Origin of the sequence: Methanobrevibacter sp., assembly GCF_045539575.1 — an archaeon.
GTDB lineage: Archaea > Methanobacteriota > Methanobacteria > Methanobacteriales > Methanobacteriaceae > Methanocatella.
In genome coordinates this window covers 19,129-33,249 of record NZ_JAZQFM010000023.1, presented here as the reverse complement: position 1 = coordinate 33,249, position 14,121 = coordinate 19,129, and the positions used below count along the sequence as shown (strand labels likewise).

Genomic DNA, 14,121 nt, shown 5'->3' with positions numbered 1-14,121 from the left:
TTATCATCTGATTGATTAATAAACTAAAATAAAACATTAGTTTGAATAATCCAATAAGATAAATTCATACATTAAGTTAAAAGTTATTATAAAAGCCATAATTATTCAAGAAAAATAATGTCTTGAAAATCAGATTTCTATAATATTAAAATATATCTATGTAATGATATATAAAACTTTTTAAAAAATTACATTTTTAAAAGTAAAAAAGTGGATTACAAAATTTTATTATAATAAAAGTTGAGATTAAAAAAAATGAAAAATTGGTTTATAAACCAATTAAAGAACCTAATAAAACTATAATAAATCCAATAACTCCGACTATTAAAACACCAATGGAAACTACTTTAGCGAGTTCCATGTATTCTTTACCGTCAGGTTTTCTAGATACTTTTAATACTCTTTTACTGTCTTTGATAAATTTATTAAACTCTTCTTGTACGTTCATTTGAATACCCAAAATAAAAAAACTATGAAAAAATCATAATTTTATGAATTATAATAAAATAGTAATAAAATAATTTATAATTTAAACATTAATAAATGTTTGCATTTTTAAAAAAAATAATTGAAATGGAATTAGAAAATTCCATCAATAAAGCTGTCTAATTGATCGCTTGCAGAATCTGGTTCTGAAGCATCATCATCAGTGTTGATTTCCGGTTCAACATTAACATCGAAGTTGCTTTTAATTCCAGAAACAACAACAGTAGTCCTGACAGTATTTTGGAGAGTTTCATCGATTTGAGTACCCCAAATAATATTTGCTTCAGGATCTAATTTGTCTGCAACAACTTGAACAATCTTTTCAGCTTCATGTAAAGTTAAATCTGAACTACCTGAAATGTTTACTAAAGCTCCAGTAGCGTTTGAAATGTCAATGTCTAATAAAGGACTGCTTAAAGCTTCATGTACAGATTCTAAAGCTCTGTCGCCAGAGTCAGATTCTCCCATACCAATCATAGCCATTCCAGAACCGCTCATAATGCTTCTGATATCAGCGAAGTCTAAACTTACAAGACCTTTCTTAGTAATTAATTCAGTGATTCCTTTAACAGCTCTTCCTAAGATTTCATCGGAAACCATGAATGCTTTATTTAAAGGTAAGTTTGGTGCAACTTCTAATAATTTATCATTAGGAATTACAATTACAGTGTCAGCAGCTTCTTGGAGTTTTTCCAAACCTTGTTCTGCATTTTCTCTTCTTTTGATACCTTCTGCAGAAAATGGCATGGTAGCAACAGCAACAGTCAAAGCTCCTAATTTTTTAGCTATTTTAGCGATAATTGGAGCTGAACCAGTACCAGTTCCTCCACCAAGACCACAGGTGACAAATACCATGTCTGCGCCTTCTAAATCATCTCTGATTTCATCTTCACTTTCTTCAGCGCATTCTTCACCGACTGCTGGCTCTCCACCTGCACCTAATCCTTTGGAAGTTTGTCTTCCTAAAAGAATTTTTTGGCTGGATTGACAGTAAAATAAATCTTGAGCATCAGTATTGACAGCGATTGTTGTTGCTCCTTCGATACCCATTTCATTTAATCTAGTAATGGTGTTGTTTCCTGCGCCTCCGGCACCAACAACAAATATATTAGTTTTAACACCTTGAATAATATTAATAAGATCTTCATCTATGTCTGAAGAGATTCTTTCTGGCGCTTTCTCTTCCATTCTTTGTTCGGATTCTTTGATTGCATCATCTATAAATTTCACAAATTAACCCCACTTACTCTGCTATTTAAAATTAATTGTTAAATATTTCTATCGTAACTAATATTTAAATGCACCTATATTTAAATATATTACGGAAATTTCCAAAAATGTAAAATATATTTAATCTCTTGGCATTGCAATGATCTCATGGAACTGCATGTTGAACATATTTTTGGAATTTACCGGAGTCAAAATAACTGCAGTATCAACACCATGAGCCCTTCCTCCGATGGCGATAATTTCCTCACCGACAGGAATCAGGCCTGCATCTGCAGCCATCAGGGAAATTTCGGCAGCGACTTTAACACCATGGGAAAACATTCTCAAGGTATCGGCCACAACATCCAATGGAGAGAATCCACCATATTTGTTTGTGACTCCTCTTGCAGCACCGCTGAATGCGTGCAATCCCTGATAGGTTTTAATTCCTTCAGCTTCCAGTTTCTTAACCATGTCTTCGGAAATGTCAGATTCATTATCCCCGCTGAATCCAACATTATGGGAAACATTAATAATGGTGATTTCATCATTATCAATGGCATTAGCAAGTTTCAATGCAGATTCACCGGTTGTTGAAGCGATTAAAATATATTTAATGTTTTCAGAGATATCCAATTTATCCTTAACAGCCAAAATCAATTCATCAGTATAATCATTGCCCTCTTTGTCAAAATATGTTATGAATTTTCTTGCCATAAATTACACAACCTAATAGATAATTTTTATAAACTCTATTATGTTAATATATCTATGTAATTAATTTATTAAAGATTGTTATGACAGGTTTAGAAAATACAAAACATGTGATTATTAAAGATTATATTGTAATTCCAATTGAGACAGGATATATAAAGCCTAATGATGATTTGAGTGCAATAATTGAGCCTGCAAAAAGGCTGATGCAGGATGATGACTATCTGGTAATAGCCGAAACACCAATTTCCGTTTCACAGAACAGACTGGTTGACGAGGCAAAATACACACCGTCACTGACCGCAAAATTCCTGACAACAGTCTGGAGCAAGTACCTGTGGGGATATGTTTTGGGACCTCTTCTCGGAATCAAGGAACGAACTATAAAAAACCTGAGAAAATTGCCTGAAGAGACAAAGGCCCATAAGGAAGTGGTACTTCAATTGTACGGGTTAAAACATGCACTTAAGCCAGCTTCAGAAGCAGGTATCGATTTAAGCAATGCCCCTGGAACATTCGTATCACTGCTTCCTGAAAACCCCGAAAAGGTTGCAAAGGAAATCAAGGAGGAAATCGGAAAGGACGTATGCGTGATGATTATCGACACCGATGCGACATACATGAAAAACGGAAAGTATTTCACCGGCCTTCCGATAGCCATTGACGGAATTGATGCTGACAACGGATTTTTCGGATATTTCAAAGGACAGCTGTCCGAAAATATGGGATCAACCCCTCTCGGATGCAGTGAAGAAATTGACGTTGAAACTGCACTGAAATTTGCAAACATTGCCGAAGACTATCAAAGGTCACTATCCACAGAAATGAAGACAATCCACAGCGTCAAGGCAGTTCTCGGAACTGAAATTGATGAAGTCACAGTTGAGGCACTGGATTCAATTACCCACACACCGGCAGTAATTATCAGAAAACAGTAATTATTATAGATATATTTTTATAATACTAAAAACAAAACTAAACTTAATATTATCATACTTTTATTAATTTTTTATTTTCAATTCCAGAAAAAATTTGATAATAAAACCAGTAAAAGCAATTAGGGGAAATTAAATGATAGATGATCCATTAGTAAAGACTTTATTAACCAATGTTGTTGAAGACGAAAGTAATTTGCCGATTGTTGAAGCATTAATCGATGGTGTTGAAACCGATGAAGAAATTGCTAAAAAAACAGAAATTAAATTGAATATCGTTAGAAAAATACTTTACAAGCTTTACGATATGGGATTAGCTAGTTATAAAAGAAGTAAAGACCCTGAAACCCAATGGTTTACATATACCTGGAAATTTGAAAAAGAAGAAGTCATAAACCATATCAAAAAAGATTCCGAGCAATACATTAAAATGCTCAATGAGGAATTGGAACGTGAAGAAAACAACATGTTTTTCATTTGCCCGCAAGGCCACGTAAGATTTGATTTTGATGACGCATCAGATTATGAATTCCTCTGCCCTGTTTGTATGGAAGAGCTGGAATTCCAGGACAATGCTGCTAACATCAAACAAATCAAAGAAGATTTAAAAATGGTTGAAAGTAATTTTAATTCCTTTAATAAAAAAAATAAATAGATAAAATGGAAAAAGAATTACTTAAAAAAGAACATACTCCTGAAAATGTCATTTCACATTGTGAAGCAGTATATAAAAAAGCTATGAAAATAGCTTCTAATTTTGAAAATGCAGATACCGATTTAATCCGTAAAGGCGCTCTTTTGCATGATATTGGAAGATCAAAGACTCATGACATCACACATGCAATCGTAGGAGTTGAAATCGCCAAAAAATACGGATATGACCAAGATGTTTTAAATATAATCGAAAGACACATCGGTGCCGGAATTACTGAAGAGGAATCAAAGAAATTAGGCCTTCCGGAAAAGTCATATGTTCCCCAGACACTTGAAGAAAAGATTGTTGCCCATGCGGATAATCTGGTGAGCGGCAGCGAGGAAGTCAGTGTTGAGTATGTTATAGAAAAATGGAAGCGCAGAATTGAAGATCCCGACGATAATATTGAACGACTTATTGAAATGGATAACGAATTAATTAAATCTTTTGAGGAATAGTATGAAAGTAATTTGTTCAAGTGAAGAATCCCTCTACCGTCCCGAAGCGGTCAGATGGAGACAAAGAATGGAAATGATGGAACCTCTTGGAGACACTGTAGTGTTATTGCCATGCAGTATGAAGAAGCCTTATTCCAACTCAAAATCCCATCAGAAATTTAGAAAGCTGACAAGATCCTATCAGGAGCTTATTGTTACTTCCCCTTTCGGAATCTGTCCAAGGGAACTTGAAAATACTTTCCCTATCCAGTCATATGATGTAAGCACCACAGGCAAATGGTCAGAAGATGAAATTGAAGAAAGTGGAAAGCTAATAGAAAAGTACACCAGAGGAAAACAGGTTGTTGCAAACCTTGCCGGCGGATACCTGCAGTCTGCAGAGGCATATCTTGACGACTTTGTCAATGTCTGTGTTGATGAAAGGCCAACATCACCGGAATCACTGTACAATTTGAGGATGGAGCTTAAAAATCATCAGAAGGTCAACAGAAGAGAAAAGACCCTGCACGAGTTAAGGTCCATAGCAAAATATCAGTTCGGTGAAAACGGAGACAAGTTCATCCCCGATAATGTTAAGACCAAGGGAATGTATCACAAAAGAATCCTGTCCGACGGGAAACAGCTCGCACTATTCAATAAGGATCACGGATTATACAGGTTAAACCTGCCTGGCGGTGAAATATTGAAGGATTTGGGAATCAACATAGTGGAAATTGATTTCGACCTTACAACAAATACCGTTTTTGCGCCTGGAATTGACAAGGCAGACCACAATATCATTCCAAACGATGAAGTAGTCGTAGTTAAGGATGATGTCGCAGTAGGTGTCGGAAAAGCTGTAATGACCGGTCGTGAGATGGAAGAATGCGACAATGGTATTGGCGTAAAACTAAAACATAGATTAAAGTAACTTTTCATAACTAAAACAAATCATTTATATATCATAAGTTTAAAAGTTATAAATACAAAAAATTAGGAGACACTAAAATGTCAGAAGAATTAGTAAATGAGATTAAAGATGCTGTTTCTGTAATTAACGACCCACACATGGGAATCAGTATTGTAGAAATGGGCATTGTACAAAACATTACCGTAGACGGAGATCAAGCTGAAATTATCCTTAAACCAACCAACCCAGGTTGTATGAGTATCACCCGTATCGCAGCTGACGCTAAAATTAGAGCTGAAAACGTTGAAGGTATTGAAAAAGCAAAAATTATCGTTGAAGGACATGCTATGGCAGACTCCATTAACGAAATGATTAATAGATAAATTTTTCAAAATCTTATTTAATTCTATATATAACCGAAAGAGTTATATATAGCAATTAATATAAGTATAAGTGTTGACAGTTAACTGTCATTCAAATTGTATAGGCTAGTGGCACAGCTTGGTTAGCGCGCTCGGCTGATAACCGGGAGGTCATGGGTTCGAATCCCATCTAGCCTACTTCTAACTATTTTTAAAGACATTTTCATTTTACTTAACAACTTTAGCGTTATTTTTTGAGAGATTTATATTCTATTGAAAAGCCCATCACATTTTTTCATCAAAATTTTTAAATACTACCTTCAACATAAAAAAACATGAATGTACAAAAAGTTGGAATGATGATTAAAATGTGGGAAAGAATAAATGAAAAATTTAAAAAATACCCTGCACGTATCAGAGTTGCAGAAAAAATGATCGAATTAGGATTATCCATAAGTGATGACGGAAAAATTTACTGCGGCAATCTGAAAATTAGTGATAAGGCATTGGCTACCGCTGCTGAAGTAGATAGAAGAGCGATAAAATCAACAATAGAAGTAATACAAGAAGACGAGGAATTAAACAACTTATTTTCAAACATCATTCCGGCAGGAACACTTCTTAAAAACATTGCTAAAAATCTAGAATTGGGCGTAATTGAAATTGAAGTCGGATCTGAAAGCGAAGGAATACTTGCTGCAACAACAAAATTAATTACAGAAAAAGGAATTGGTATCAGACAGGCTTATGCTGAAGACACAGAGCTTCAAAAGACACCGTCATTAACAATAATCACCGAAGAACCAGTTCAAGGTGATTTAATAAATGAATTTTTAAAAATAAAAGGAGTAACAAGAGTATCAATTTATTGATTTCTTGCCATTTCTAATTCTTTATCTTCTTCTTCAAGAATTTCTAAAAGTTCTTCCCAAGCTTCTAAAGATTCTTTAGCAGCTTCTTCAGTTAATTTTTCAATTGCATATCCAGCGTGGATTAAAACGTAATCACCTACTTCTACCTCAGGTAAAAGGTCTAATTTAGCTTGTTGTCTTGCTCCACCAAAATCTGCATATAACCAGTTTTCTTCTCTGTTAATTTCAACAACGTGAGCAGGTGCTGCAATACACATAAATCTCATCTCCAAAATTTTAATATATACTATTTACTAAACTGATATTATATAAAATTATCTAAATAGGTGTTTTAATGAAGAATATTGTTATCGGTTCAGGACCTGCAGGAAGATTAGGTTCCCTTGAGCTTGGAAAATTAGGAAAAGACGTTACTTTAATTGAAAAAAATCATATTGCAGGAACATGTTTAAATGAAGGATGTATGGTTGTTTGTGCACTTACAGACATTACCAAATTTATAGATTCAGCAAACAGATTCAACAATTACGGATTTATAAAAAGTCAGCTTGACATATCCTATGAAAAAATAGTTGAAAAAATAGTTGAAACCCAGGAAAAGCTCAGACATTTGAACCAAATGGAAAACGAAAGCTTTGGAAATAACATTATCTATGGGGAAGCTGCCATTGACGGAGATAACGTTAAAGTAAATGGAGAAAGCTTTGAATATGACAACCTGCTCATAGCAACAGGAGCTCGCCCATTCATTCCAGACATAGAAGGCAGCGAATACGGATTGACCAACAAGGATATTTTAAAAATTGATAAAGTTCCTGAAAAGCTAAATATTATCGGTGGAGGAATCATCGCCTGTGAAATAGCTAACATATATTCCACATTGGGCAGTGAGGTCAATGTCCTTGCAAGATCATCATTCCTAAAAGAAATTGGAGACAATGCAAGGAAATACGTTTTAGAACATATTATTCCTGACATCAATGTCTACGAGAATACCAACATCAAGCGGGCATTTAAAAATAAAGTCCTGACAGATGATGAAAAAGAGCTTGAAGGAGTTCCGTTCTTTGCAACCGGAAGGGTGCCTAACAGTGAAATAGCTGATGGAATCGTTGAGCTGAACAGTGACAGAACCATCAAGGTCAATGAAATGATGAAAACTAATGTTGAAAATATATATGCTGCAGGAGATGTTACCGGAGGATATCAGCTGACACCAGTTGCTAGAATGGAAGGTATCACAGCTGCAAGAAACATGGCCGGCTATGCAAATAAAGTAAGCTACAGTTGCATTCCTCAAACATTAAGTCTGAACACAGAAGTCAGTTTTGTCAAAAATGAAAAATCCCAATGCAGTGAAGATGACAAGGCAACAATAGGAATTCCTGGAATTGCCGGACCTCACGCATTCTGGCATATATTGAGCGGAGATACAGGTTATACTGAAGTGGAATTCGATAAGAAAAACAATAAAATAAACAGAATTAATTCCATATCCCCATCATCTACAAGCGATGTGGCATACCTGTCCTATCTGATGAGAATGGATTATGATTTAGATGATTACGGTGACTTTTTAGAGATACACCCATCTACAGATTCAAACTATAAAATTATAAAAAATATGTGGTTATAATTACCACTATTCAACTTTTTTTAACATTTTGTCGGCTAAAACATCACCGGCTTCCATACAGAGCTTACCGTATTTTGATGCATTTACCTTCATGGATTCCATATTGTCAAATGCATACTGGATTCCTTTTACAACATCACTGACAGCGCACTCATAAATAGCTCCCTTAAACACTCCTGCCATGTTCTGATATCTTCCCCATTTTACATGAGTCAATGTCACGATTGGAGTTTCACAGCACAATGCTTCCTGAAGGGATACGCCGTCATCGGTCAATACTGCCAAATCAGCATATTTAAACAGGTGATTTATCCAGTCAACATAACCTGCATAGATAATGTTTCTCTTTTTGATTTCATCGAGATACTCGTCCTGCAGCGGAAGGCCGACCAAAACCAGGTTATATTCATCTGTGAAGTCCGCCACATTGCAGACCCCATCAATCATTCCTTTGAAAATGGATGATCCTGATGAAAATACAATTGTCTTTTTGTTTTCATCGAAGTTGGAGTATTCTTTCAGCTTTGAAAGTCCGATATTTCCATCCCCGTTACCTGCATCCTGAGGCAGAGGATAATAAGATTTATCGGTGTTTTTTGGAAGAGCGTCATATCTGAACTTATCCAAATCCGGTAAAATGAAACATTCATTGAATTTAGGGCAAACTTTAGAATCTATCGGTGTTGAAACTAATGAAAATGCCTTTTTTCTTGCGAGTTTGGCACCAACTGACGCTACAATTGCGCCACCGCCTAACACACCTATGACAAAATCATACTTTCCACGTCTGATTAGGCTTCTTGCCTTGAAAGTTGCAGTAACGAGTCTTAAAGCACCTTTTGCAGCTGACAGTTTTGTAGCCGCATGTCCTCCTGCCTGAGGAATGGAAATCTTATGCCATGAATAGCCATGTTTTTTAAATAATATTCCTGGAGCAGACTCATCAAGAGCTATTTCACACTGAACTCCTCTTTTTTCAAGTGATTTTATTAAATTAAGAGCGATAGCTGCATCTCCACCTAATCCTCTTCCAGTAACAACCAGTAACGTCTTCATGTTATCTACCTAACTTTAATTTTGGCGGTTCGTTTGGAACGTATGCTTTTGGATGTAGTGCATGCGGATTGTATAATAATCGTCTGAATCCCAGGCTGATTAATAGAGGATTTGTGACAATAGGCTGTGTATCTTTTAGAATTAATTTCCTAAGCAAGTCTCCTAAACCTCCTCCTGTTAAAACATCCATGAAGTAATCTCCGAATGTAGGGTCAAGCAGCCTTAATCTTTGCCTGAAGAATACTTTCAGGTTGTTTCTTCTGACAAATGCTATCAAAGCAGTGGTAATTATGAACAGGACTATCACACCGGCCAGTCCTCCTGCAATGTAGAATGAAACACCCAATGCTACTCCGAATACATGATTTCCGACTTCTCCCAACATGATTTTTCCTGCAAAGTCGAGCGGACAGTATCCTAAACAGACTATGAGTAACAGTAATGGAGTGTAGAATGCCGGCAGTTCAGAAGCATCTCCGGAACCGACAAGAACCATGATAATCATTGTCAATACAGACATTATCATTGTAACGATACATGTGGATCCAGGTTGCATATCTGAAATATTAAGCGGCTGAACCATTAACGCTATGAAAATTGAAGAAACACCCAATCCCTGGATGAAACCGGCAACCATCACTAAAATGATTCCGATACCTCGTGAAAGCTGTCCCCACTCCATTCCGAATGGAGATTTTTTTCTTCCCATCATATCATCGATGAATGCGAATATACCTATAATTAAAATCAGACTGTTGTATCCCGGCAAAAAGAAAAAGGACAATATCAAAAATGGAATTATACCAATACCTCTTGGAATTCCACCACGAACATTAGGAAACAAATTTCCCAAATAGCCTCTTTTACCAAGGAACCTGAAAATTATGTCTAAAACTGCAGTTCCCAGCAAAGATAAGACAAAAACAAAAATCAATGCAAATATTATCGATGAGTACATATAAATCACGAGTTTTTAAAATTCAATCTAACAATAATAAATTTAATAATTAATGTTATATAAAATTAAGTTATTTGATATCTCAAAATAGCAGCCATTCCTCCAAGGCTTTCTAATTGCTTGCCGCCTTCATGTTCACTGCTGATTACCATGACACTTCCTTTCATGTTTTCAACCATGTCCATGAGCTCACCCATGTCTTCACTGGCCACCTTAGTGTCTAAAATAAGCAGTTCGCCGACAGCACCGAGATTAATAGCATTTTTTACTTCCCTTATACCATAAGCTATTTTTGACGAATTTCTTCCGATTTGCTCAAGCAGCTTATTGATGGCACCCATTTCAATAGCCACCCTGTTTTCCGAGGTCAGCTTTTCCACAGTACCTTTTTTAAGAACTTCACTGATGCCGACACGGCCTCCGGAACCTGTTGCCTCTACAATGGATATCTTGGCCAAATCCTTGTGTTTTTCTTTCAGATAATCATAAAAGTCATTTTTAACAAAGCCAGGACCTGCAATAACGATGTTTTGAATTGAATCGAACTTGACGATTGACTCGATGACCTTTTCATAAAATTGAAGGATATTCTTTTGCCTGTTTTTATCCACTATCCTCTTGCCTGAAACATGCCCTTTAATCGGACCGTAATATTCTATTCCGAACTGCCTCATCAAACCAAGTGTTGCAGTGTCATCTTCAAGAACAACGATGATTGCGGATAATTTTTTAGAAGCTTCAATAGCCTGGTTGAGCCTGTTGATTGCCCATTTTGGCCATCTGTCCTTCCTGATTGTTATAGGTGTGTTGAGCTTGACTTCCAATGTATGGTGTGATCCGAGCGGAATCAAATCTTCAGGACCTTTTGTAATGACTCCGGTTAATCTCAATTTACCTGTGAACAAATGGAAACTAATGTTTTCTATATCCAAACCTAAATAAAAGGTCTTTTTAACTCCTCTGTCGCTTCTAAGCTTATCTCCAGTATTGTCCTGAATACGACGGGTAGTTTTAGAGGATGCATTGTCTCCAACTTCAACAATGTGGGACAAATGCCACAGGTCGTCCAATGTTTCGGGAACTACTTCAATTATCCCTTCCTTAGTGTCTTGTTTTATAATCTTCATACTTTCAAAAATATTTTATATTTACTAATTAATGAAATTTACCCAACATTCATCTCAAATATATATCTCTTGAAACCCAATACTATATCATGAAGGATTTGTTTGACTTTTGCGAATTTGGAGAACTGAAACTTAACAGCAGAATTGTTAGAACAGGACTGTTTGAATCCGAAAGGGAATCAGCAGGAAATCTAACCCCCGAAATATACAACAGATATGAAAATATCGCCGCAAGCGGTGTCGGACTGATAATCACAGAACTGTTTTCATTATATCCAAGGGACGTTTTCTCAAAAAACTCCCACACTGTAAACTATACCCGTTTTGTTCGTGAAGCAAAAGACCTGACAGATCTTGTTCACGTTTATGACGTTCCTATTTTTGCCCAATTGGGCTTTGTGCATTTCAACAAAAGAACAGAACAGAATTTAAAGCCTGAAGAGTTGACAATTGAAGACATCAGAAAAATCCAAACCGACCACATCATAGCCGCACAGAAGATGGACTTTGCAGGCTTTGACGGGATTCAGTTAGCCCTTGGAAACGGTTATTTTCTAAGTCGCTTCATCAGCCCTGCATCAAACTTGCGTGAAGACAACTATGGCGGAAATACCCTGAACAGATTGAGAATGGTTTTGGAGCTAATCAAGGTCATGAAACAGAATACCAAACTGCACATCAACTGCAGGCTGAACGCATTTGACGGAACTGAGGATGGAATGACCCTTGAAGAAACTATAAAAATAGCAAAACTGCTTGAAAAGCATGGCGTTGATTCACTTCAGATTACCCAGCCGATCATTCCGCAGTTTCAGGAATACGAAAACGATGAGAAGAATCCTTTAACCGATGCAACTGAAAAAATAATTAACGAAGTCAGCATTCCGGTCATTTTAGGAGGAAGATTAAGAAAACAAAACCAGATCAACAATATCCTAAACAGCACAGACATTGATTTCGTTTCCATGCAAAAGCCGTTTGTAGCAGACCCGAGCTTTCTGGTGGACTGGAGAATTGAGGGCAATGGCGTAAGCTTTTGTCAGAACTGCTATAACTGCATTTCAAAAAGAACAAGCACATGCCATTTGAAACCGTGCAGTCCCGAATATTACAACAAATCAGATTAATCATTAAGCATTTCATGCATTTATCTAAAATATTTTTTACAAATCACTCTTAAATAGTTAAAAAAACAAAATAATTTTTATGAATGTTGGAATAATTGGTGGAACTGACGGTTTAGGAAAAACTTTAATATACTATTTTAGAGACGAATTTGACGTATACATTACAGGAAGAGACCACAAGAAAGGCAGAGCAATAGCCAATAACTTAGACGTTAATTATATCGAGTCAAATGCAGGTCTTGCAAATATATCCGACGTGCTTGTTGTGGCAGTTCCTATCGAATACACTTCAGACGTCATCAGAGAGGTGGCCCCGTTCATGAAGGACGGTTCACTCATGGTTGACGTGACCTCCGTTAAGGAAGAACCTTCAAAAACCATGGCAGAAGCATTGCCAGAGACAATTGAATATATTCCGACACACCCTATTTTTGGTCCGAGAACCACAAGGCTTGACAACCAGGTCATCGTTTTAACCCCTGATAAAAAAGGCAAATGGTATGACAGGGTTTACAATTACCTGGAAAGCAAGAACATGAGAATTATCGAGACAACAGCCGAAAAGCATGACTACATGATGAGTATCGTGCAGGTGCTAACCCATTTCTCATTCATCTCCACAGCTTCCGCAATCGAAAAGCTGAAAGTGGACCTGTCAGAGACTGAAGACTACGAAAGTCCTATTTACAATCTGATGATTGATCTTATTGCTCGTATTGTTGCTCAAAATCCATACCTGACATATAATATCCAATCCAGAAACAACAATGGTCCGAAAATAAGAAACACATTTGCTGAATCAGTGATTGAACTTAGAGACGTCATCAATGAAAAGGATGAAGACAAGTTTGTTGAAATAGCCATACAGGCAACCAAACATATGGGAGACATTACAAACGCTTTGGGTAGAAGTGACAAGGCAATTAGTGCACTGAGCAATGAATACAGTTACCTAATCAACTCAATAGGCAAGGAAGTTGGGCTGAAACACATTTACTCCGGAAAAATTCATGTCGGAATCCTTGAGAATGTTGACAATAAAACAGCAACACTGAAAAGAGGAAGCAAAATCAAAAAACTGAGAATTGCAAATATCCAGATTTTACAAGATAATGAGCTGTACCAATGGAAACTGGATAACATGAACAAGGTTACTCGCTCAATCAGCTGCATATTTTCCAAGAATGTGCATGTCGGAACCATTCAAGAGACTGTTGAAAATTTCCACAACATCATTGACATCAAACTGATTGATGCATACAACGGACCTCAGATTCCCGACAATTCCATAAGCCTGACATTTGAAGTTACAGCACTTACAAAAGAAGCGATTGACAATGTTGAAAAATTGTTTGTCGGATTTGGCGGAACCATAAGATAAATTGTTTTGATGAATACGAACAAATGTTAAACTTTCTAAAAGTAATTAAATTTTTAATCAGAATATAACCATCACACTTTCATTATTTTTAATTTTTATGAAATTTAAATCAAATTTCAAATAAAATTAGGGATTTATAACTCATTTTAAGATAAATAAAAAAATCTCCGAAGGAATTTGAAAAACACCAAAACCGAAACCTTTATATAATAAAACA

Annotated in this window: 16 protein-coding genes and 1 tRNA gene; 10 read left to right on the top strand and 7 right to left on the bottom strand. The window is 36.2% G+C overall.

Going from position 1 to position 14,121, the window contains the following annotated elements:
* Positions 1–268: 268 nt before the first annotated feature.
* From ACKI30_RS02740 to ACKI30_RS02730, 3 genes are all read right to left on the bottom strand, one after another.
* Positions 269–448 (bottom strand): protein translocase SEC61 complex subunit gamma, encoded by a 180-nt coding sequence (locus tag ACKI30_RS02740; RefSeq protein ID WP_407409683.1) that lies wholly within the window; start codon positions 446–448, stop codon positions 269–271.
* Positions 449–579: 131 nt separating this feature from the next.
* Positions 580–1,716: a cell division protein FtsZ gene (ftsZ, locus tag ACKI30_RS02735; RefSeq protein ID WP_292740729.1), complete on the bottom strand. Its 1,137-nt coding sequence runs from the start codon at positions 1,714–1,716 to the stop codon at positions 580–582.
* Between the two features lie 120 nt (positions 1,717–1,836).
* Entirely contained in the window at positions 1,837–2,412 is a 576-nt protein-coding gene (locus tag ACKI30_RS02730) for a pyruvate kinase alpha/beta domain-containing protein (RefSeq protein ID WP_407409681.1), read from the bottom strand.
* Positions 2,413–2,492: 80 nt separating this feature from the next.
* Here ACKI30_RS02730 and ACKI30_RS02725 point away from each other — a divergent pair, with 80 nt between their 5' ends.
* The 7 genes from ACKI30_RS02725 (at position 2,493) to ACKI30_RS02695 (ending at position 6,619) form a co-directional block, all read left to right on the top strand.
* On the top strand, positions 2,493–3,347 hold the full coding sequence (locus ACKI30_RS02725) for a coenzyme F420-0:L-glutamate ligase (protein WP_407409679.1): 855 nt from the start codon (positions 2,493–2,495) through the stop codon (positions 3,345–3,347).
* Between the two features lie 133 nt (positions 3,348–3,480).
* On the top strand, positions 3,481–3,999 hold the full coding sequence (tfe, locus tag ACKI30_RS02720) for a transcription factor E (protein ID WP_407409677.1): 519 nt from the start codon (positions 3,481–3,483) through the stop codon (positions 3,997–3,999).
* 5 nt (positions 4,000–4,004) lie between these two features.
* Positions 4,005–4,496 carry a TIGR00295 family protein gene (locus ACKI30_RS02715; protein WP_407409675.1) on the top strand — a complete coding sequence of 164 codons (492 nt, stop codon included), beginning with the start codon at positions 4,005–4,007 and terminating at the stop codon, positions 4,494–4,496.
* Position 4,497: 1 nt separating this feature from the next.
* Positions 4,498–5,406, top strand: a complete 909-nt coding sequence (locus tag ACKI30_RS02710; protein WP_295160629.1) for a DUF5591 domain-containing protein — start codon at positions 4,498–4,500, stop codon at positions 5,404–5,406.
* Between the two features lie 77 nt (positions 5,407–5,483).
* A complete protein-coding gene (locus tag ACKI30_RS02705; RefSeq protein WP_292740717.1) occupies positions 5,484–5,768 on the top strand; it encodes an iron-sulfur cluster assembly protein in 285 nt (94 codons plus the stop codon).
* Between the two features lie 102 nt (positions 5,769–5,870).
* A tRNA-Ile gene (locus ACKI30_RS02700) sits at positions 5,871–5,945 on the top strand.
* A 158-nt stretch (positions 5,946–6,103) separates the two neighbouring features.
* A complete protein-coding gene (locus ACKI30_RS02695) occupies positions 6,104–6,619 on the top strand; it encodes an amino acid-binding protein (protein WP_407409687.1) in 516 nt (171 codons plus the stop codon).
* Here the strand turns inward: ACKI30_RS02695 and ACKI30_RS02690 are convergent.
* Complete coding sequence (locus ACKI30_RS02690) at positions 6,613–6,876, bottom strand: HypC/HybG/HupF family hydrogenase formation chaperone (protein WP_292740875.1); 264 nt, start codon at positions 6,874–6,876, stop codon at positions 6,613–6,615. The two genes, ACKI30_RS02695 and ACKI30_RS02690, sit on opposite strands and share 7 nt — an antisense overlap.
* Positions 6,877–6,953: 77 nt before the next feature.
* Here ACKI30_RS02690 and ACKI30_RS02685 point away from each other — a divergent pair, with 77 nt between their 5' ends.
* Positions 6,954–8,255 (top strand): FAD-dependent oxidoreductase, encoded by a 1,302-nt coding sequence (locus ACKI30_RS02685; protein WP_407409672.1) that lies wholly within the window; start codon positions 6,954–6,956, stop codon positions 8,253–8,255.
* A 6-nt stretch (positions 8,256–8,261) separates the two neighbouring features.
* Here ACKI30_RS02685 and ACKI30_RS02680 read toward each other — a convergent pair whose 3' ends face one another.
* The 3 genes from ACKI30_RS02680 to ACKI30_RS02670 form a co-directional block, all read right to left on the bottom strand.
* The gene (locus ACKI30_RS02680; protein ID WP_407409671.1) at positions 8,262–9,311 is read right to left on the bottom strand and encodes a glycosyltransferase; all 1,050 of its coding nucleotides are present in this window, start codon (positions 9,309–9,311) and stop codon (positions 8,262–8,264) included.
* A 1-nt stretch (position 9,312) separates the two neighbouring features.
* On the bottom strand, positions 9,313–10,269 hold the full coding sequence (locus ACKI30_RS02675) for a cell wall biosynthesis protein (protein WP_407409669.1): 957 nt from the start codon (positions 10,267–10,269) through the stop codon (positions 9,313–9,315).
* Between the two features lie 65 nt (positions 10,270–10,334).
* Entirely contained in the window at positions 10,335–11,396 is a 1,062-nt protein-coding gene (locus tag ACKI30_RS02670; RefSeq protein WP_407409667.1) for an mRNA surveillance protein pelota, read from the bottom strand.
* An 89-nt stretch (positions 11,397–11,485) separates the two neighbouring features.
* Here ACKI30_RS02670 and ACKI30_RS02665 point away from each other — a divergent pair, with 89 nt between their 5' ends.
* Together ACKI30_RS02665 and ACKI30_RS02660 are read left to right on the top strand one after the other, a co-directional pair.
* Positions 11,486–12,523, top strand: coding sequence for an NADH-dependent flavin oxidoreductase (locus ACKI30_RS02665; RefSeq protein WP_407409665.1), 1,038 nt, complete (start codon positions 11,486–11,488; stop codon positions 12,521–12,523).
* A gap of 70 nt (positions 12,524–12,593) precedes the next feature.
* Positions 12,594–13,904 carry a prephenate dehydrogenase gene (locus ACKI30_RS02660; protein ID WP_407409685.1) on the top strand — a complete coding sequence of 437 codons (1,311 nt, stop codon included), beginning with the start codon at positions 12,594–12,596 and terminating at the stop codon, positions 13,902–13,904.
* The last annotated feature ends 217 nt before the right edge of the window (positions 13,905–14,121 follow it).

What these genes read in the sequence shown, in the direction of transcription:
- ACKI30_RS02675 (WP_407409669.1), bottom strand. Translation starts at nt 10,269, where the DNA reads ATGTACTCATCGATAATATTTGCATTGATTTTTGTTTTTGTCTTATCT.
- ACKI30_RS02695 (WP_407409687.1), top strand. Translation starts at nt 6,104, where the DNA reads ATGATGATTAAAATGTGGGAAAGAATAAATGAAAAATTTAAAAAATAC.
- ACKI30_RS02690 (WP_292740875.1), bottom strand. Translation starts at nt 6,876, where the DNA reads ATGTGTATTGCAGCACCTGCTCACGTTGTTGAAATTAACAGAGAAGAA.
- ACKI30_RS02715 (WP_407409675.1), top strand. Translation starts at nt 4,005, where the DNA reads ATGGAAAAAGAATTACTTAAAAAAGAACATACTCCTGAAAATGTCATT.
- ACKI30_RS02730 (WP_407409681.1), bottom strand. Translation starts at nt 2,412, where the DNA reads ATGGCAAGAAAATTCATAACATATTTTGACAAAGAGGGCAATGATTAT.
- ACKI30_RS02685 (WP_407409672.1), top strand. Translation starts at nt 6,954, where the DNA reads ATGAAGAATATTGTTATCGGTTCAGGACCTGCAGGAAGATTAGGTTCC.
- ACKI30_RS02725 (WP_407409679.1), top strand. Translation starts at nt 2,493, where the DNA reads ATGACAGGTTTAGAAAATACAAAACATGTGATTATTAAAGATTATATT.
- ACKI30_RS02665 (WP_407409665.1), top strand. Translation starts at nt 11,486, where the DNA reads ATGAAGGATTTGTTTGACTTTTGCGAATTTGGAGAACTGAAACTTAAC.
- ACKI30_RS02705 (WP_292740717.1), top strand. Translation starts at nt 5,484, where the DNA reads ATGTCAGAAGAATTAGTAAATGAGATTAAAGATGCTGTTTCTGTAATT.
- ACKI30_RS02710 (WP_295160629.1), top strand. Translation starts at nt 4,498, where the DNA reads ATGAAAGTAATTTGTTCAAGTGAAGAATCCCTCTACCGTCCCGAAGCG.
- ACKI30_RS02670 (WP_407409667.1), bottom strand. Translation starts at nt 11,396, where the DNA reads ATGAAGATTATAAAACAAGACACTAAGGAAGGGATAATTGAAGTAGTT.
- tfe (WP_407409677.1), top strand. Translation starts at nt 3,481, where the DNA reads ATGATAGATGATCCATTAGTAAAGACTTTATTAACCAATGTTGTTGAA.
- ACKI30_RS02740 (WP_407409683.1), bottom strand. Translation starts at nt 448, where the DNA reads ATGAACGTACAAGAAGAGTTTAATAAATTTATCAAAGACAGTAAAAGA.
- ACKI30_RS02680 (WP_407409671.1), bottom strand. Translation starts at nt 9,311, where the DNA reads ATGAAGACGTTACTGGTTGTTACTGGAAGAGGATTAGGTGGAGATGCA.